The sequence below is a fragment of the Rhodobacter sp. 4.3.4 genome (assembly GCF_058724655.1).
The window spans coordinates 25,803-43,954 of record NZ_JBZXDU010000002.1; the positions used below are offsets into that span (position 1 = coordinate 25,803).

General features: G+C 63.9%; 13 protein-coding genes. 6 read left to right on the forward strand and 7 right to left on the reverse strand.

Annotated features, from left to right (window positions below; genetic code table 11):
• The first annotated feature begins 29 nt into the window (after window positions 1-29).
• Both AC4PTB_RS17515 and AC4PTB_RS17520 read left to right on the forward strand, forming a co-directional pair.
• Window positions 30-431 carry an MbcA/ParS/Xre antitoxin family protein gene (locus tag AC4PTB_RS17515; RefSeq protein ID WP_136904890.1) on the forward strand — a complete coding sequence of 134 codons (402 nt, stop codon included), beginning with the start codon at window positions 30-32 and terminating at the stop codon, window positions 429-431.
• Window positions 428-1,129, forward strand: coding sequence for an RES family NAD+ phosphorylase (locus tag AC4PTB_RS17520; RefSeq protein ID WP_136904889.1), 702 nt, complete (start codon window positions 428-430; stop codon window positions 1,127-1,129). The genes AC4PTB_RS17515 and AC4PTB_RS17520 overlap by 4 nt, the downstream gene beginning before the upstream one ends.
• 614 nt (window positions 1,130-1,743) lie before the next feature.
• Here AC4PTB_RS17520 and AC4PTB_RS17525 read toward each other — a convergent pair.
• Window positions 1,744-2,040, reverse strand: coding sequence for a hypothetical protein (locus AC4PTB_RS17525; RefSeq protein WP_136904888.1), 297 nt, complete (start codon window positions 2,038-2,040; stop codon window positions 1,744-1,746).
• Window positions 2,041-2,217: 177 nt separating this feature from the next.
• On the opposite strand from AC4PTB_RS17525, the gene AC4PTB_RS17530 reads away from it, so the two are divergent.
• The 4 genes from AC4PTB_RS17530 (at window position 2,218) to AC4PTB_RS17545 (ending at window position 9,262) form a co-directional block, all read left to right on the forward strand.
• Entirely contained in the window at window positions 2,218-6,579 is a 4,362-nt protein-coding gene (locus tag AC4PTB_RS17530) for a strawberry notch family protein (protein WP_136904887.1), read from the forward strand.
• A 3-nt stretch (window positions 6,580-6,582) separates the two neighbouring features.
• On the forward strand, window positions 6,583-7,614 hold the full coding sequence (locus AC4PTB_RS17535; RefSeq protein WP_136904886.1) for a DUF7146 domain-containing protein: 1,032 nt from the start codon (window positions 6,583-6,585) through the stop codon (window positions 7,612-7,614).
• A gap of 368 nt (window positions 7,615-7,982) precedes the next feature.
• On the forward strand, window positions 7,983-8,915 hold the full coding sequence (locus AC4PTB_RS17540) for a DUF2493 domain-containing protein (protein ID WP_136904885.1): 933 nt from the start codon (window positions 7,983-7,985) through the stop codon (window positions 8,913-8,915).
• 86 nt (window positions 8,916-9,001) lie between these two features.
• On the forward strand, window positions 9,002-9,262 hold the full coding sequence (locus tag AC4PTB_RS17545; RefSeq protein WP_136904884.1) for a WGR domain-containing protein: 261 nt from the start codon (window positions 9,002-9,004) through the stop codon (window positions 9,260-9,262).
• A gap of 58 nt (window positions 9,263-9,320) precedes the next feature.
• Here AC4PTB_RS17545 and AC4PTB_RS17550 read toward each other — a convergent pair whose 3' ends face one another.
• The 6 genes from AC4PTB_RS17550 to AC4PTB_RS17575 all read right to left on the reverse strand — a co-directional run bounded on the left by AC4PTB_RS17550 (window position 9,321) and on the right by AC4PTB_RS17575 (window position 18,116).
• Window positions 9,321-12,554 carry a type I restriction endonuclease subunit R gene (locus AC4PTB_RS17550; protein WP_136904883.1) on the reverse strand — a complete coding sequence of 1,078 codons (3,234 nt, stop codon included), beginning with the start codon at window positions 12,552-12,554 and terminating at the stop codon, window positions 9,321-9,323.
• Window positions 12,551-13,477: a GIY-YIG nuclease family protein gene (locus AC4PTB_RS17555; RefSeq protein WP_136904882.1), complete on the reverse strand. Its 927-nt coding sequence runs from the start codon at window positions 13,475-13,477 to the stop codon at window positions 12,551-12,553. The genes AC4PTB_RS17550 and AC4PTB_RS17555 overlap by 4 nt, the downstream gene beginning before the upstream one ends.
• 55 nt (window positions 13,478-13,532) lie before the next feature.
• A complete protein-coding gene (locus AC4PTB_RS17560; protein WP_136904881.1) occupies window positions 13,533-14,435 on the reverse strand; it encodes an Abi family protein in 903 nt (300 codons plus the stop codon).
• Window positions 14,436-14,601: 166 nt separating this feature from the next.
• Window positions 14,602-15,921, reverse strand: a complete 1,320-nt coding sequence (locus tag AC4PTB_RS17565) for a restriction endonuclease subunit S (RefSeq protein WP_136904880.1) — start codon at window positions 15,919-15,921, stop codon at window positions 14,602-14,604.
• Window positions 15,918-17,936 carry a type I restriction-modification system subunit M gene (locus AC4PTB_RS17570; protein ID WP_136904879.1) on the reverse strand — a complete coding sequence of 673 codons (2,019 nt, stop codon included), beginning with the start codon at window positions 17,934-17,936 and terminating at the stop codon, window positions 15,918-15,920. The genes AC4PTB_RS17565 and AC4PTB_RS17570 overlap by 4 nt, the downstream gene beginning before the upstream one ends.
• On the reverse strand, window positions 17,937-18,116 hold the full coding sequence (locus AC4PTB_RS17575) for a hypothetical protein (protein WP_136904878.1): 180 nt from the start codon (window positions 18,114-18,116) through the stop codon (window positions 17,937-17,939). It abuts the gene before it with no gap.
• Window positions 18,117-18,152 lie beyond the last annotated feature (36 nt).

An 18,152-nucleotide genomic window follows, 5' to 3' on the forward strand; every position in this document is an offset into this window, starting at 1 on the left:
AGGAGGTCATATGATCTATATTCAGGCCAATGGAGGACGCCATGTACGCTGCTGAGAAAATCCGGGAACCTGCACAGATCAACGCCGTCGCGTTGAAGGCCTACGCGCGCGTGGCTGATGCCTGGGGTCTCAGCCTCAAGGAAGCGGCAGGCCTTGCCGATATGTCGGAGAGCACATGGAAGCGCGCCAAGAAGCCGGACTTTGCGGGAGAACTGACCAAGGATCAGCTTCTGCGGCTCAGTGCGGTGATCGGCATTTACAAGTCGCTCGAACTCTACTTCTCCGAGCCGCTCGCGCGAAGCTGGTTCACCCGACCGAACACCGGCCCGCTGTTCGGGGGCAGCCGTCCGATTGACACCGCCATCGACGGTGGCTTGCCGCAAATTCTCGCGGTTCGGACCTATCTCGATGCGCTGCGCGGTGGGGCATGAAGCAGACCGAGATTTCCGATCGTGGTCTCGTCCGTCTTCTGCCCGCCACTTACCACAAGCCGCCATCTTTGCGCGGTCTTGTCGATACCGATGACGAGATGGAGATTCTGGCGGAGATCGAGGGCCTGACCAGCGGCCGTCTTCTGGCGGAACGTGGCCGCAACCCGCATCTGGACCCGCGCGAGCTGGCCTGGCAGCGCCGCAGCCGCGATCTGCGCATCTATGGCGACAGTCACGTCAACGCCGCCTTCACCTACACCCGCGCCGGGGGAAACCGCTTCAACACCGAGGAGCGCGGCGCATGGTATTGCGCATGGGATGTGATGGTGTCCGTCAGCGAAGTGGCCTGGCACCGCACGCGCGAACTCGGCTTTACCGGCAGCTTCCATGACAGCGCCCGCTATGTGGAATTGCTTGCGGATTTCATCGGCGTCTTCGACGACATGACCGACGAGCTGGGCCATCCCGCGCTGCATCCGGACCCGGCTGTCGGATATCCCGAGGGCCAAAGCCTGGCCCAACATCTCCGCCGGGCTGGATCGCGTGGCCTGATCTATCCCTCGGTCCGGGCTCCTGTGCCGGGCGGGAATTGCCTCGTCTGCTTCGAGCCCCACGCCATCCAGAACGTCCGGCCGGGTGCGTCTTGGGATCTTGTTTGGGACGGGACACCGCACTACTCGATTACGGCCGTCGGCTGACGAGTCACGGCGCATGCGCTTCTTGGAGGGCCGAAGACATGAAACCGGCAAACGACAACAGCCTGAACGTCACAACCTTGAAGCCATGCGACCATCAGGCATTCTTCGAGGTTTTGGAATCTCCGCCCTCACCGACGGAAGCGTTACGGGCAGCATTTCGCCGGACGAACGAGAGGTCACTCCGGCAAAACACATGGCTTCCAAAGATGGACTGAGTCCGCCGGTCTTCTGGGCTTCCCATAGACGCGCTGAGGGCGGCGACGCCTCTGCCCAAAGAGACCGCTATAGTTTTCTTTGATCAGGATGCTTTTCCAGCGTTATGAACGCTCCAATATCACCATATTCAAAGAACTCAGGGACAAGCCCGAAGTGGAGGGAGATCTGAAGACGCTGGGTCGAGAGACGGCTACGACTGGTGGTGGTTGCAGAAGGCCGCAGCGGTGTACCTCCCAGCGTGCCGTCGGGACCAGGTCTCGATACTTCGGACGGGAGTTTGACCGAGGCTGATGTCCCGAAGGGCTAATCTGCCAACCTACAGGTTGGCAACTACGCTCGGTTTGCCAAGCCACGGTATGGCAGAAGCTCCGGAAGGCCGGAGCCAGCCGGTGCCGGGATCACTTGTTCCCGTCGATCCACTTCGACATCAGCCCCTTGTCGCGGAAGCATTCGTCCGGGACGGCGCGGTGTTTGATCCGGGCGAGCTTCTCCGCGAAGGCCACCTGCTTCGAGGTCGACAGCCGGTCCATTTCGGATACCGGCTTCAGCTGGGCCTGTGCCTCGATCCAGGCGCTAAGCGACCTACGGTCCTGCTGAACTTCCCATGGCAGGAGGGTCTGGTTGCGCAGGGCGAGGGAGCGCGCATAGGCGATTTGCTTGGGCGTTGCGGGCAAGGCGCATGTGGTGCTGTCCATCGGGTAAATCCCTTGCTGGCTTGGCTCTCAATGTAGAACATAACGGGAACAAAATCAAGCCAAGCGTCCGGGACGCGTCGGCTCGAGAGGAAGAGGGGGGCCGGGGAAGATCAGGCCTGAGGGTGCCCGAGAGAGGGTGTCCGGGGCTGGTCCTGTCCCTCATTCCGGAGTTCCCCGATGACCTATCTCGCACCCTTTGCGCCTCCCGTTCCTGTCCCGTCTCGTGATCCCGCGCCCGCGATCCTCGCTGTTGCCGAAGCACTTCAGCCCGATCTCGCTCAAGGCTTCCAAATCGACGCGCTGCGTCTGCGCCTCGAAATGGAGCGCGCCTTTGGTAGCTCCGATGCCGACGGCGCCTGGGACTGGAAGCTCGCCTATGAGGCGGGCGAGGTGGCGCTGGTCCTCTTCCTGCGGAAGTTCGGCCGCGCGCTGCTCGCACGTGCTGGATCGCCTGCCGCGCTGCTGCCGATCGTCGCCAAGGTTGCCGGCCTCTTGCCGACGCATACCCGGCGCTCGGAGGAGATGGAGCGCTTCCAGCAATTCTCGACGCCGCTGCCCATGGGGATCGCTGCCCTCTCCGCGGCGCAGATCACGCAGCGTGACCTGGTCCTCGAGCCTTCGGCCGGGACCGGGCTTCTTGCCATCCTCGCCGAGATCGCCGGCGGCAGCCTCGCGCTGAACGAACTCACCGAGACCCGCGCCGGCCTTCTGCGTCACCTTTTTCCGGTGCATCCCGTCACTACCTTCGACGCGGCGCAGATCGACGATCATCTGGACGCGGGCCTGTGCCCGAGCGTCATCCTGATGAACCCGCCGTTCTCGGCGGTAGCCCATGTCGATGGCCGGACGACCGAGGCGACAGCCCGGCATCTGCGCTCGGCCCTTGCGCGTCTGGCCCCCGGCGGGCGTCTGGTCGCAATCACCGGTGCCGGTTTCGCGCCGGACGCACCTGCCTGGGCGGAAACCTTCGCCCGCCTGACCGAGACGGCGCATCTGGTCTTCACCGGCTCCGTGTCGGGTGCGGCGTTCGCCAAGCACGGCACCAGCTTTGGGACCCGGATCTCAGTCTTCGACAAGTGCCGGGGCGGCGAGCGGGGCGGCATCACCGCCGATCTGGCTCGGCCGATGTCTCCCGATGTGGCGCACCTTCTTGCCCGGATTGCCGCCGAGGTCCCGCCGCGCCTCGAGATGGATGCGGGCGCCGTCGCTCAATCGCAGCCCGCTTCCCCTTTCCGGGGAATTCCTCCCCATGCGTCCGGCCTTGCCGCTCGACCCTTGCGTTCGACGGCAGCGGCCAAGATGGATGTGCATGTCACCACGCCGGATGCGGAGGACCTGGCCTATACCCTGCGCGAGGCTGCGGACGATCTCGGCGCTGCGCGCCTGTCGGACGCGATCTACGAGACCTTCTGCTTGCAATCGATCGATATCCCTGGCGCGGCCCCGCATCCGACCAAGCTGGTGCAGTCGGCGGCAATGGCCTCGGTCGTGCCCCCGAAACCCTCCTACTGCCCGAAACTCCCTGCAGCCGTGCTGCGCGACAGCCTCCTTTCCGACGCGCAGCTCGAGACCGTTATCTACGCTGGCGAGGCGCATGGTGCCTATCTCGCCGGATCGTGGACCGTCGATGAAGCTGGCGAAATGGTCTCGGCTGCGTCCGATGATGCCGCGGACGCTGTCCGCTTCCGCCGCGGCTTCTTCCTTGGCGATGGCACGGGCGCGGGCAAGGGCCGCCAGTCGGCCGGGATTCTGCTCGACAACTGGTGCCAGGGCCGCCGCAAGGCGCTCTGGATTTCAAAGAGCGACAAGCTCCTCGAGGACGCGCAGCGCGACTGGTCGGCGCTCGGCCAGGAGCGGCTGTTGGTGACGCCGCTCTCGCGCTTTGCGCAAGGTCGCGACATCCCGCTCTCCGAGGGCATTCTGTTCACCACCTATGCGACACTGCGATCGGAAGAACGTGGTGCCAAGAAGTCCCGGGTCGACCAGATCGTCGACTGGCTGGGGACGGATTTCGACGGGGTGATCCTGTTTGACGAAAGCCATGCCATGGCAAATGCCGCTGGAAGCAAAGGCGAGCGCGGCGATACGGAGGCCTCGCAGCAGGGCAGGGCGGGCCTGCGCCTGCAGCACAAGCTGCCCAATGCCCGCGTGGTCTATGTCTCCGCCACCGGCGCGACAACGGTCCACAACCTCGCCTATGCGCAGCGGCTCGGTCTGTGGGGTGGTGCGGATTTCCCCTTCGCGACGCGAGCAGAGTTCGTCGAGGCCATCGAAGCAGGCGGCGTCGCCGCGATGGAAGTCCTCGCCCGCGACCTGCGGTCCTTGGGCCTCTACACGGCCCGGTCGCTGTCCTACGATGGCGTCGAATACGAGATGCTGGAACACGCGCTGACGCCTGAGCAGCGCGGCATCTATGATGCGTATGCCGGGGCCTTTGCCATCATCCACAACAACCTCGCCGCCGCGATGGAGGCGGCGAACATCACGGGCGACAGCGGCACGCTGAACCGCCAGGCCAAGTCCGCCGCGCGTTCGGCCTTTGAGTCCGCGAAGCAGCGCTTCTTCGGCCATCTGCTGACCAGCATGAAAACCCCCACCCAGATCGCCGCCATCGAGGCCGATCTGGCCGCAGGCCATGCGGCCGTCGTCCAGATCGTCTCGACCGGCGAGGCGCTGATGGAACGCCGCCTCTCGGAGATCCCGACCGAGGAGTGGAACGACATCCGCGTCGACATCACCCCGCGGGAATATGTCCTGGACTACCTCGCCCATTCCTTCCCGGTGCAGCTCTATGAGCCCTTCACCGACAGCGAGGGCAATCTGTCGTCACGGCCCGTGGTGCGGGATGGCCAGCCGGTCGAATGTCGCGAGGCTGCCCGCAGGCGCGACGCGCTGATCGAAAAGCTGGCCTCGCTGCCGCCCGTGCCGGGGGCGCTCGACCAGATCGTCCAGCGCTTCGGCACCGACCTCGTGGCCGAGGTCACGGGCCGCTCGCGCCGCATCGTGCGCAAAGGCGAGGGTCCTGCCGCGCGGCTTGTCGTCGAAAGCCGGGCGGGGTCTGCCAACCTCGCGGAAACCGCCGCCTTCATGGATGACCAGAAGCGCATCCTGATCTTCTCGGATGCCGGAGGCACGGGTCGGAGTTATCACGCCGACCTTGGCGCCAAGAACCAGCGCTTGCGGGTCCACTACCTCTTGGAACCCGGCTGGAAGGCCGATGCTGCCATCCAAGGTCTCGGCCGTACCAACCGCACCAATCAGGCGCAGCCGCCGCTCTTTCGGCCGGTGGCGACGGATGTGAAGGCAGAAAAGCGGTTCCTTTCGACCATCGCGCGCCGCCTCGACACGTTGGGAGCCATCACGCGTGGCCAGCGCCAGACCGGCGGGCAAGGGCTGTTCCGACCCGAAGACAACCTCGAGTCGCCCTATGCCCGAGACGCGCTGCGCCAGCTTTACCGCCGCATCTATCGCGGCGATGTGGCGGGCTGTTCGCTCGGGGCCTTCGAGGATGCCACCGGTCTGAGCCTGACCGATGACAACGGGTTGAAGGACGACCTGCCCCCGATCACCACTTTCCTCAATCGTCTGCTTGCGCTGACGATCGATATGCAGGCCGTGCTGTTCTCTGCCTTCGAGGAATTGCTCGATCAGCGTATCGAAGGCGCCATCGCGGCCGGTATCTACGACCTCGGACTTGAGACGCTGCGTGCCGAAAGCTTCCGTGTCACGGATGCGCGCGTGATCTACACCCATCCCGGCTCCGGTGCCGAAACCCAGCTCCTGACCATCGCGGAAAAGCGGCGCAACACGCCGACCTCGCTCGCGGATGCGCTCGGCTGGCTGGACGATCCCAAGGCGCGGCTTCTCGTCAACAGCCGCTCCGGTCGCGCTGCAGTGCAGGTGCCTGCCACCAGCCTGATGTTGGACGACGGCACCATCGAGCCGCGGCTGCGGCTGATCCGGCCAACGGAGGCGAGCACCGTCCCAGCCAAGATGATGGAGGACACCCACTGGCTGGAAGCCGACCGCGCGGCCTTCACCGCCGCCTGGACTGCGGAACTTGCAGAAGTACCGGAGTTCTCGGAGGCGACGCTGCATATCGTGGTGGGTCTCTTGCTGCCGATCTGGAAGCAACTCCCCCAGGATGAGACCCGCGTCTACCGGCTGCAGACCGATGACGGCCAGCGCATCATCGGCCGCCGTGTCTCGCCCGCCTGGGTTGCGACCACGCTGGCGGCCGATGCGCCGAAGCTCACGGCAGCGCAGGTCCATGCCCTCGTTCTGGAGGGCAAGACGGTGGTGCGGTTGGCTGAAGGGATGGAACTCCACCGGTCCCGCGTCATGGGCGTGAACCGGATCGAGCTCTCCAGCTTCACCGAGGCCGCCAAAGACCGGCTCAAGGCAGATGGCTTCTTCTCGGAAATTATCGCTTGGAAGCTGCGTCTCTTCTGCCCAACGGACTCGGGCGGCATTGCCGTGCTGGATCGCCTGCTTGCACGTTGTCCTGTAGCGGGACTACATGCACGCGGAGGGTGTTGAGCCATGTATTCCGAGACCGAAGATCTGATCCGCGCTTTGGCGGAAAATGCAGAGAGTGTCTGTCGCGCCTACCTTCCCGCCGGACGGCGGGAAGGGTCCTACTGGATCGTGGGCGATCTGCAGAACAACCCCGGCCGGTCGCTCTTTGTGCGGCTGACTGGACCCGCCTCAGGGCCGGGCGCGGCCGGCAAGTTCACCGATGGCGCCACGGGCGAGCATGGTGATCTTCTCGATATCATCCGCGAGAGGACCGGGATCTCCCGCTTTCCCGATCTTCTGGCCGAGGCCCGGGCGCATCTGGGCCGTCCGCCGCCGGTTCTCTCGGATGCGCCAGTGCCGAAGAAGACCAAGCCCCCCGGTGGCACGCCAGCGGCGGCGGCGCGTCTGTTCGCGGCTTCGGTGCCGGTCGCAGCCACGCTTGCCGACACCTACCTCCGCTCCCGGGGCTTGACCCAAGGCGGCAGGATGAGCGCCCTTCGCTTCCACCCGAAGTGCTGGCATCGGGATGAGGGCCAGACCCGGAGCATCCCCAGACCGGCGCTGATCGCCGCGGTCACCGATGGGGCAGGGGCCCTGCAGGGCGTGCATCGCACCTGGCTTGCGCCTGACGGACAGGGAAAGGCGCGGGTCGAGACGCAGCGGCGTGCCATGGGTCATCTCCTTGGCAATGCCGTCAGGCTGACCCCGCATGACGACATCCTCGTCATCGGCGAAGGCATCGAGACCATGCTGTCCCTGATCGAAGCAGTGCCTAGCCTCCCTGTCTGGGCTGCGCTGTCGTCGGGTCACCTCGGGGCGGTCCTGCTGCCGGAGGGGCTTCAGCGCCTCTACATCGCCATCGACAGCGATCCGGCCGGGCAACGCGCGGCAGAGAGGTTGAGCGCCAGAGCACTTGATGCCGGGATTGCCGTTCGGGTGCTGGAACCGCGGCTCGGGGATTTCAACGATGATCTCCGGGCGTACGGCAAAGAGGCGCTGCGCCAGCATCTGGCAGGGCAGATCGGGCCAGAGGATCGGCATCGCCTGTCAGGCTGATCCGCATCGCGCAAGGGTCAGTCGGGGAGTGCGGGGCAGGGGGGTACGGATCCCTGTCATGGCTGTGGATCGTCGCTTTGCCTCTTTCCGGGCAATCTCATCCACCCGTCACCCGAGCGGCCTTCAAGAGATGGGCAGGCGGCCGTCAAAGATGCCGCCCCTTCAAGGACGGGGGGCGACTGATTTCCGCCGGCGGGGGCGAGCCCCGCCTTTGCATCGCGAGACAAATCAGCCGCCCCCCGTCCTCCTCCACATGCGTTCCGGCCCCGAAAGGGGGTGAAGGGGCGTCCCCTCCCACGGCTTTCGCAGCCCATGAAGGCCGCGCGGGATGACGCGCGGACGAGTTGAGGCCCGGAGGCAAGAAACCGATGACGATCCACACCCACGACGACGCCTATGAACCCGTCCACACTGCATCCCAGACCGCCCATGCGCTCGACGAGCTGCAGCTCTACGGCTACCGCCCCTTTGACGAGCCTGATCCGCGCCCGATGCCCGATGGGCAGCGCCTTGCGGTCGCCGTCGCCGACATCTTCGACGCCCTCGTTGCGACCCTGGAAGACACCCGCATGGAACCCGACCTCGAAGAAGTGCTCTGGGGCCAGGTCAATCTCTTCCACCGCGCGACGGCCCGGATCGAGCGGTCGCTCGATGAGAACGAGCAGGCGCAGCGCCGCCTCCAGCGGGAGCAGGACGGCTCCGAGGTGAAATCGACCGAGCTCGAGCGCCTGACGGCCGAAGGCCTGACGCTGATCGAACGGCGCAACTGCATGGACATGATGCGCGATCACGCCGCCACCGAGTTCGTCCATCACACGGGCTCCACCTGGCGCCCTCGCACTGGCTCGATGGTGAACCGCCAGCACATGACCGCAGCGCTCATTGACAGCCGCGACTTCCTGGCCGCCAAGCGCCGCGCGGAAACCGAGGTGATGCTCCCCGCTGGCCCCAAGGTCGCCCTCACCGGCGGGACCGACTTCAACGATCACCGTCTGATCTGGGGCAAGCTCGATCAGGTCCGGACCAAGTATCCCGACATGGTCCTTCTCCACGGTGGAAGCCCCAAGGGCGCTGAACTCATCGCCGCCAAATGGGCTGAGGCCCGCGGAGTGACGCAGGTCGCCTTCAAGCCCGACTGGACCAAGCACGCCAAGGCCGCGCCCTTCAAGCGCAACGACGCCATGCTCGAAGTGCTGCCCGTGGGCGTCCTCGTCTTCCCAGGTAATGGCATCCAGGAGAACCTCGCCGACAAGGCCAAAAAGCTTGGTATCCCGGTCATGAAGTTCGAGAAGGGGGCGTGAGCCCCCTTTTACCCCTCGCGGGGAAATCGAGGTGGAAGCGCAGACTTCCACCTGATATTGTGGAGAAAACCTCAGTCGATCACTACATGTACCACAGCCCGATCCAGCTCGATGTCTTCCCGACCGACTTGCAGATGCGCCGGATCGATCCGGCGCGCAACATGCGTCGCTTCTATCGGCTGAGTGTGCAACGCGACCTCTTCGGTCGCGCCAGCCTCGTGCGCGAATGGGGCCGGATCGGGTTTCGGGGGCAGATGATGGTCGAGACCCATCCTGATGAAGGCAAGGCTATCACGGCTTTGGTGAAGCTCGCGGCAACGAAGAGGCGACGCGGGTACGTATCGTGAATGATCTCAAAGATCGACATTCACTTCAGTCTGTCTCTGCGCGGCATATCTGACGAGATCACTTTGAAGTTAGGTCGAGAGCTGCACCTCGTTTCAAGATCTCGTAGACGACCCCTTCGAGGATCGGCAGGGCCTGTCGGTCCTTGCTCAGCAGAAGCGTGGCGAGCGCGCTGTGCGAAGACATGGCCCGGACCACCGCCGCCTGCACCGCGCCGGGCAGGTTTCCCTTCATCGCCTGATCCTTCGTGTTCTTCTCGATCTGCGCCATGACCACCCGGTTTTCGCGGGTGATCGCCGCCACCTGATTCACGAAGGCGACCTGGTCCTCGATCGGGGTCGCCTCGCCGAAAAGGCTGTTCAGCCGCTCGATCAGTTCCTGGATGTAGACCGGCAACGCCCCGGGGCGTCCGCCCCCTCCGCCCCCCTTGTCGGGCTGGAGAATGGGCTCCTCGGGTTCCGTTTCACCCCCGGCCGGTTCGCGCTCGGCGATCTGGTATCCGGTCAACGCAATCCCGTGCAGGTCGATCTGATTGGGCGGGATCCCGTCCAGCCGGTTCGCCAGCAGCTTGGCGAAGGCGGCGAAGGTTTCGAGGTCCGGGTCTCCAAGGTCGACCAGCTGCGCGATATAGGCGTAGAGCCTACCGAACCGGGCCAGGCCCGCCTTGAAATCCGTGAGGGAGATGATCGCCGTCTCGACCTGCTCGCGCTCGTGATCCGCGCGCTTCATCCCGTCCTCGTTCCCGGCCCTCTTCGCGCGCTGCCAGGCGTCCTCGGCTGCGCCGGCCCGGTCCCGCAACTCTGCGAGGCGCCGGTTATAGGCGTCGGTCGGCTCCTGGGTGGCCGCGAACATCGCCTTGTGCGCCGCCTCGTCATCAGCGCCGCTTGCGGCGGCGGAAGCGGTCCGGAATCGGGCTCGCTGGAAGTCGAACATGTGCGTGTCGTCATATAGCCCCTGATCGTCCAGGAAGCCCTTCAGGTCATAGATGACGTTGAGGTCCTGAACCTCCTCGATCCGGGCGCCCCGATCATACTGGGCGAAGGCGGCCCGAACCACGTCGGGGTCGTTGATGAAGTCGATGATGAAGGTCTGATCCTTCCCGGGGAAGGTTCGGTTCAGGCGGGAGAAGGTCTGAACGATCTCGACCGCGTTCGCGATCTTCTTGTCCACGTACATAGCGACCAGCTTCGGCTGGTCGAACCCGGTCTGGAACTTGTTCGCCACCAGCATGACCCGGTATTCCGGCCGGTCGAAGACGTGGCGTAGATCCTTTCCGGCCGCATCCGGGTTCATGTTCGCCTCGGTGAACTCCGCGTCCTCCTCGACGATGAACGCGTCCCCCTTCAGAAGGTCATCGTTCGGGTGCATCACCTCGCGCCCGGTCAGTTTCCCCGAAAAGGCCACCAGCGCCCGGATGTTCCCATAAGCTGGATTGGCCGCGATTAAGGCGTCGAATGCACGCTTGTACCGGACCGCGGAGGCCCGGGAGCTGGTGACGACCATCGCTTTCGCCTTCCCGTCCAAGAGGTGGGCCACGTTCTTTGAGAAATGTTCGATGATGAACCGGACTTTCTGGGTGACGTTCGTCGGGTGAAGCGTCATCCATTTCGCTAGCGCCCGCTTCGCCGCTTTCCCGTCGACTCGCTTCTCCTCGACGATCTCCTGGCCGAGGTTGAACGCGGTCTTGTAGGGGACATAGCCCCGCAGGACATCGAGGATGAACCCCTCCTCGATCGCCTGCCGCATCTCGTATTTGTGGAACGATACCGGGAGGTTGTCGTTCCCCCCCGGGCGGGACGGGTCGGTCGGGCGCCCGAAGAGCATCATGGTCGAATGTTTCGGGGTCGCCGTGAAGGCGAAATGGGACACGTTCGCCGGACGTTTCCGGGCCCGCTGGATCTCCAGGAGGATGTCTTCGACCGTCATATCCGCCGCGTCCTTCCGGGCGGACAGGGCCAGCGTCGCCTGAAGTTTTGACGCCGTGTTCCCGGTCTGAGAATTGTGCGCCTCGTCGATGATCACCGCGAAGTTCCGGTCCCGCAGCGACCGCTCGGTCAGGATCGCCTCCATCGCGAAGGGGAAGGTCTGGATGGTCACCACGATGATCGGAGTGCCCTTCAGCATCGCCTCGCTCAACTGGTCGCTCTTCGACTTCGACGAGGTTTCCCGGTCGATGGCCGCGATCAGCCCCTTCTGATGGTCGATCTGCTGGACCGCGTCCTGCAACTGGCCGTCCAGGACGTTCCGGTCCGTCACGATGATCACCGTGTCGAAGATCGGCGTCCCGTCATCCCGGCGCAGCTTCACCAGGTCATGCGCCGTCCAGGCGATGGTCGAGGTCTTGCCGGAACCGGCGCTGTGCTCGCACAGGTAGGGGTGCCCGGGCCCCTTCGCCTTCGCGTCGGCGATCATCTTGTTGACCGCGTCGAACTGGTGGAACCGGGGGAAGATCAGCGTCTCCTTGACCGACCAGTTCCCTTTCAGGTCCACCACGTTCTTCTTCTCGACATAGACGAAGCTGTGGAAGATCCGCAGGAACGCGTCCGGCTGGCAGATCTCCTCCCAGAAATAGGCGACCGGGTATTCTCCATCGGCCCGGGCCGCGTTGCCGGCCCGGCCGTTATCCCCCTTGTTGAAGGGGAGGAAAAAGGTATCGTCGGCCGCAAGCTTCGTGGTCATCCAGATCTCGCTGTCCGACATCGCGAAATGGACGATTGCGCCCCGCTTGAAGGTCAGGAGCGGGTGCTTGCGCTTGGTGACCGGGTCGACCGGAGGCCGGTCGCGCCGATACTGGGCCTTTGCGTGTTCGACGGACTGGGTGAAGTCCGTCTTCAACTCGACCGTGGCCAGCGGCAGGCCGTTCAGGAACAGGCCGAGGTCGATGGCGAGTTCGCGCTCGGGGTGGTACTTCAGCTGGGGCACGACCCGCAGCCGGTTCGACGCGTAACGATGCAGGACCTGGTCGTTCCGCCGGTCCTCTGGGGCTGCCTCGGACAGGTCCAGATGCCCCGCGCCCGCGATGGAAAACCCCCGGCGCAGTGTCTGCACCATCCCCTGTTTTTCCAGCGCCGCCTCCAGCCGGTCCATGACCACTGTAAGGGTCTTGTCCCCGTTCATCGCGTGAAGCCGGTCCCATTTCTGGGGTTGGGTAGCGCGTAGCCATGCCTCCAGATCCTCCGGGTACATGGCTCGGTCCGCGTCATAGGCGTCGGTCGTGCCGACCAGCCAGCCTGCGGCGGTGAGCTTCCAGACGATGTAGCCTTCGAGGTTCTTCTCGTAATGCAGGTCGCTCATTCCGTCACCTCCGACCCGCCGGCTTGCGCCTGCTGCCACTCGTGATAATTCAGCTTCGATCCCCGGACCTTCCATTCCAGCCGCCCGTTACTGTTCCGGTCCAGTACCACCGCCGCCGCGGCCGAGGGGCTGCCGAACGGCCAGGGCTTGGCGAAGCGCATCCGGTCCGGGGCATGGGGAACCAGCGCGCCATCCGCGATCATCTTTTCCTTCAGGCCGCCATAGCTCTGCTGGACGTACCCGGTCCCGATCAGGGCCTCGGATCCTTCCAGCACTACAAATTCCCCGTCCTCTTCCACGGCGGTCGCCTGAACGCCGCTCTTGTGGCGGATCTCGAAGTGAACCTCTTCGACCGTCCGCTCCTCGGCAGGTTTCGCGACCTGCGTCACGGCCCGGGGCTGAGGCTTGAGCATATCCAGCCCGATAACCGGCAGGATGATCTTCAGGTTCGACAGGAACTGTTCCATGTTCGCGACATCCGCCTCGGGCAGGCGGCGGCGGTCGGTATCGGGTTGGGTGCCGTTATCCAGCGTCACCCGGCCCGCCTGCGCGGTCAGGCGGATCAGCCGCGCCTCAAGGTATTCGGCATGCCCCTTAGACAGGTCGTCATCGCTGGTGGTGACGGTGATCGCGGTTTCCCAGAAGTCGCGCTTCTTCGCGCTCTGTTCGATCCGCTCAGAGACGGAGTTCCCCGACCCGATATAGACCCGGGTCACGCCGGGCTTGTCCGGGTCCGGGCCGGACAGGATATAGACTCCGGTCCGGTCCACCTCGGCCCGGGCGGTCAGATCGCCGAAGGCCGAGGCGCCGCTGACGAACAACAGGCCGGTCCAGCCGTGGATCGTGGCCTTGCGCAGGCCCGTGGGTTTCCCGTCGACCAGGAAAAGCTGGATGGTCCTGCCGAAGGTCTCACCCGTGGTCATGCGGCCACCTCGTTCAGAAGCCTCGCCAGCGTCGCTTGGACAGCAATCGGCATTCTCATACCCTCCATGCTGCTCTGGCGCGCCAATCCGCCGGAAACCCCATGCTGGCAGGATCGGCCAACGGGCAGCTGTCGATCAGTGCCACAAGGCGTTTTTTCCACTCATTGCCCGGCGCGATCAGGGCCAGCAGGTAATCGAGCATCACCAGGGTGTTGTGCAGATAGCGCGGATCGGCATCCCGCATGGCGACCGGCAGTTTTGCGGGATATTTCGGAACCGTCATTTTCACCGTGAAGCGCTTGTTCCACAGCCTACCGTGGTGGGCGCAAATGTTGCGCGCGTGGCTGATATGGTGGGCGAAAGATGTGACGACCTTCTCATCCAGGGCGAAGGGGGCGGCGATGGCGTTTCTATCGCTGCGCAGCTTCAGATCGCTGTAGAATTTCGACAGCAAGCCGAAGGACATGACTTCTGCCGCCATCCAGACCGGTGGCAGCGTCGGCGACGTGTATTTGTCGCGATAATGGGTGGCGAACGTGTCGCGCGAGCGCGCAAATTCTTTCTTGAGCTCCGCAACCGCATCTGCATGACGCCCGATATGGGCATAGTGGCCCTGTTCGAGGTAACCATGGGGGCCATAGGTCATCGCCATGTGATGCGCCCATTGTGCGCGCAGGGCCACCTCGACCCGCTCGATGGCGTCCAGAACCAGGAGCCGAAGTTCGCGGTCGAAGATGTAGAGCGTCAGCACGTCCTCGAAGGTTGTCCCGTCGCGGAAAGCGTGATCGCCGTTGTTCGCGGCGGGCACCTCGAAGGGCAGCCAGTAGGCCCGCAGCCGGTAGTAGGAGATGAAGTTCAGGTAGTGCTGTGCAAGGGCTTCATCCCTGACAGCCATGCCACGACGTTTGAGGAGCTTGACCTGATCCGGGACGGAAACGGCAGGTTTTTCGAACTTCATGCGGCACCTCTGCGCCGCGAAAGCGATACCCTGAAAACAAGTAACCCGCCGGGGTGCGCAGTGCGAAACCGAGGTTCCGTCCGAGGCGTGGCGGGTCTTGTTGACACAGTAGATAGGGCAGGAATCCTACCAAAGCAATAAGAAACCGACCGGTCCGCGCCAAAAGTCATGCCGCAGCCCTCACGTCGATCTTGCCGGTCACGGCGGCGGTGATCAGCGCCGCGCGCTTCTCACGCAGGAGGTCGATGCTGCGCTCGGTCAGGGCGATCAGGCCATCGATGCGGGCGGATTCTGTGTCGATCTCGGACAGGATGCGGTCTTGTTCCTCCAGCGGCGGTAGGCAGACCTTCAGCGCCCGGAAATGATCCCAGTAAAGCCGCATCCGGAAATCCGCGATGCCGCGCGAGAACCGGCGGATTTCTTCGGCGGCGCTCTTTGTATGAAGAAGGTGTTCGATGAACTTGGTCCGGAACGTGGTGACCGGGGCCGCGACCACATAGGCCGGGCTGACCAACCCCTTGACCGTGACCGCCCCGAACGCGCCCTGCCATGCGCGCATCATGTTGTAGACCAGATCGCCGGGCGCGACGCCCTGATATTTGGTCCGGTCCTCGCTGAGGGCGACCTTCCGGTCCCGGTCCTCGTCGGCAAGTTCCCCGTCCGTCACACCGTCGTGGATGGACACGGACAGGACCGGCAGGGCCGGGTCCGCCGGGCGTGAGACCTCGCGGAACAGGGCCGCGATGCGCAGCACCTCCCAATGGGCGGGCACGCGGCCCAGCCAGTCCACGCCCGAGTCCTTTATCGGCGCGTCCGGGTCGATGCCCTTGGTCACCGCATGGGTGATCACGGCCGCCCGCTTTTCCTTCAGCAGCGCGATGAACCGGGTCTTCTTCTCGATCAGGCTGTCGACCTTTGAAACTGACCCATTCAGGAAGGCTACAATCTTTTCTTGTTCTGATTTGGGCGGAAGGGGTACGTGTAGCCTTTCTAGAACGCCCATACCGATATTCTGTTGAGTGCCGTAACTCCAATTCAGGGCGATCCCGTCAAGGAAATTTCTGCTCCGAAGGGCGTAAAGCATAAAATGGGGGATTATCTTTTCGCTATCGCACCGAACCACAGCCAGTGGGGACCAGATGTTGAATTCAGTATCCACTTCTACAATGGCACTTACACCTGTGGTAGCTCCAGACTTAACCAGGAAGATGTCGTTCTTCTTGGGAAAGTACTTTCGAGAGTATCGTAAATGATCCTCGCTTGAGATATATCCTCTTATTTTTTCAAAATTTATCTTTCCGGTGCCCACCGCTTCTGCGGATACAAACGGGATGCCAGACTCGTGAAACTGTGGGGTTTCGTGCGGACCGTCAGTTATCGGGGTTAACACAAGCCGTTTGATCGCAGCCGCGCCCCAATGGGCAGGAAGGGGACCAAGCCACTCCACTGGAGCAACCTTAAAAACATCGTAAGCCGGAAGGCTCATTCCGTCACCTCCGCCAGCACCGCCGCGATTTCCGCCTCGACCGCCTTCAGCTCGGCGTCGATCTCCTCCAGATCGCGGGGCGGCTGGTATTCATAGAAGTAGCGGTTGAAGTTGATCTCATACCCCACGATGCCCACCTGACCGTCGTATTCGTCGCGGAACCCGTCATCCACATAGGCGTCGGGCGCATGGGGCAGCACCTCCTGCGCCATATAGTCCCGGATGTCGGTGCCAAGGGGGATGTTCTCGAAATCCGTCAGGTCGTCATCGGGGATCACCGCGCCGGACTTGTCCAGAATCGGGTCAAGGTCCGGGTCGCGCACCCCGAACGCCTTCTGGAACGCCTTGATCAGGGCGGCGTTCACGCGGCCCAGCCCCGGGTCGCGCTTGACCGCGTTCTTGACCCAGGCCTCGAACCGGTGCCAACCGTGCGCCTCGCCCATGTCCGCCTGAAACAGCGCGGTCCAGGCCGCCTGTTCCTCCGTAGACAGCTTGCCCCAGGCGGTTTCATCCGCCAGCGCGGCCAGCCCCTCGGGCGACATCACGACCTTCTTGCGCAGCGGGCGCAGGACCTTGACCCGGCGATAGCCGAAATCGCGGGCGTCGAAGATCCGGCTTTCCTTCGTCTCGGCGAAGTCGGAATACATCTGGACGATCTGGCGGATCTGGTCGTCCCCGACCCGGCGACGCTTGTTCCCCTCGCTCTTGCGCATCGGCTCATACAGCGCGGTCGCGTCGATCAGCTGGACGTGCCCCTTCCGGTGGGCCGGTTTCTTGTTCGACAGAAGCCAGATGTAGGTGCCGATCCCGGTCCGGAAGAAGATCTCGGTCGGAAGGGCGATGATCGCCTCGACCACGTCCTCCTCCACCAGATAGCGCCGAATTTCGGATTCGCCCTGACCCGCGTTTCCGTTGAACAGGGGCGAGCCGGAGAGGACGATCGCCGCCCGCCCGCCGCCACGCTCCGGCGCCTCCAGCTTGCTGAGAAGGTGGAGGAGGAACAGCATCGACCCGTCGCTGACCCGGGGCAGCTTGGGGCCGAACCGGCCCTCGAACCCCTTTTCCTGATGTTCCCGGACCACTGCGGCCTGATCCATCTCCCACTTCTTGCCGAAGGGCGGATTCGAGACGCAGTAGTGGAACTTCTCGTTCGTGAGCTTGTCGTCGGACAGGGTGCTGCCCAGTTTGATGTTCTTCGACAGGTCCCGGCCCGGATCGGACTCGACGGTCTTGAGCAGCATCGAGGCCAGGCAGACGGCGTGGGTCTCCGGCTCCAGTTCCTGGCCGTAGGGCACGATGACCGGGGCGATGGAGTAGCGGTCGCGCAGGGCGTTCACATGTTCCATGCCGTCGGACAGAAAACCGCCGGTGCCGCAGGTCGGGTCATACAGCGTCCGGATGAGCCCCGGGTTGTCGATGAACATCTGGTCATCCGGGTCGAGCAGCAGCTCGATGGCCAGATGGACCACGTCGCGTGGGGTCATGAAGTCCTCGGCGGCCTCGTTCACCTCGGCCCCGAACCGCCGGATCAGGTGTTCGTAGACGTTGGACATGACCCGTTCCGGAACCGCGTCCGGATGCAGGTCGATTGCGGCGAAGTTCTGACAGATCTTGTAGAGGACCCCGGCCTTGTCCATCCGGGCCAGCGTGTTCGCGAAGTCGAACTGTTCGAAGATGACCCGGGCGTTGTCGGAGAAGGAGGCGATGTAATCCTCGAGGTTCTGGCGGGTCCGGGTCGCGCCCAGGCTGCGGAGGTCGTAGTTCGAGGTGTTGTAGAACGGGTAACCGGTCTGGGTCCGGAGGATCACGCCCAGGTCGATCCCGCTGTCCTTCATGGTCTTGACGGTTTCGCGCACCTGGTCCCGGGTCGGTTCGAGCACGCATTCCAGCCGGCGCAGCAGGGTGAAGGGCAGGATGACCTTTCCGAAATCGACGTGCTTGAAGTTCCCCCAGAGGTCGTCCGCGTTCTTCCAGATGAAATCCGCTAGGGAGGTGTTCGTCGTATGGGTATTCATCTATTCGCCTTCACTCTTCTTCTTGTGCGTCTCGAGGTGGTCTTCCAGAAGCCGGGCCGCCAGCCGGAAACCGTCGACTTGGCTCATCCGGTGCCGGACGCAGAGCTCTTTGAAGGCCCACCGCTCGTCCTCGGTGATCTTCAGATTCAGGTTCGAAAGCTTCGCGGCATCCTCACCCATCGGGCATCTCCTCGCGGATAATGAGTCACCTTTCAT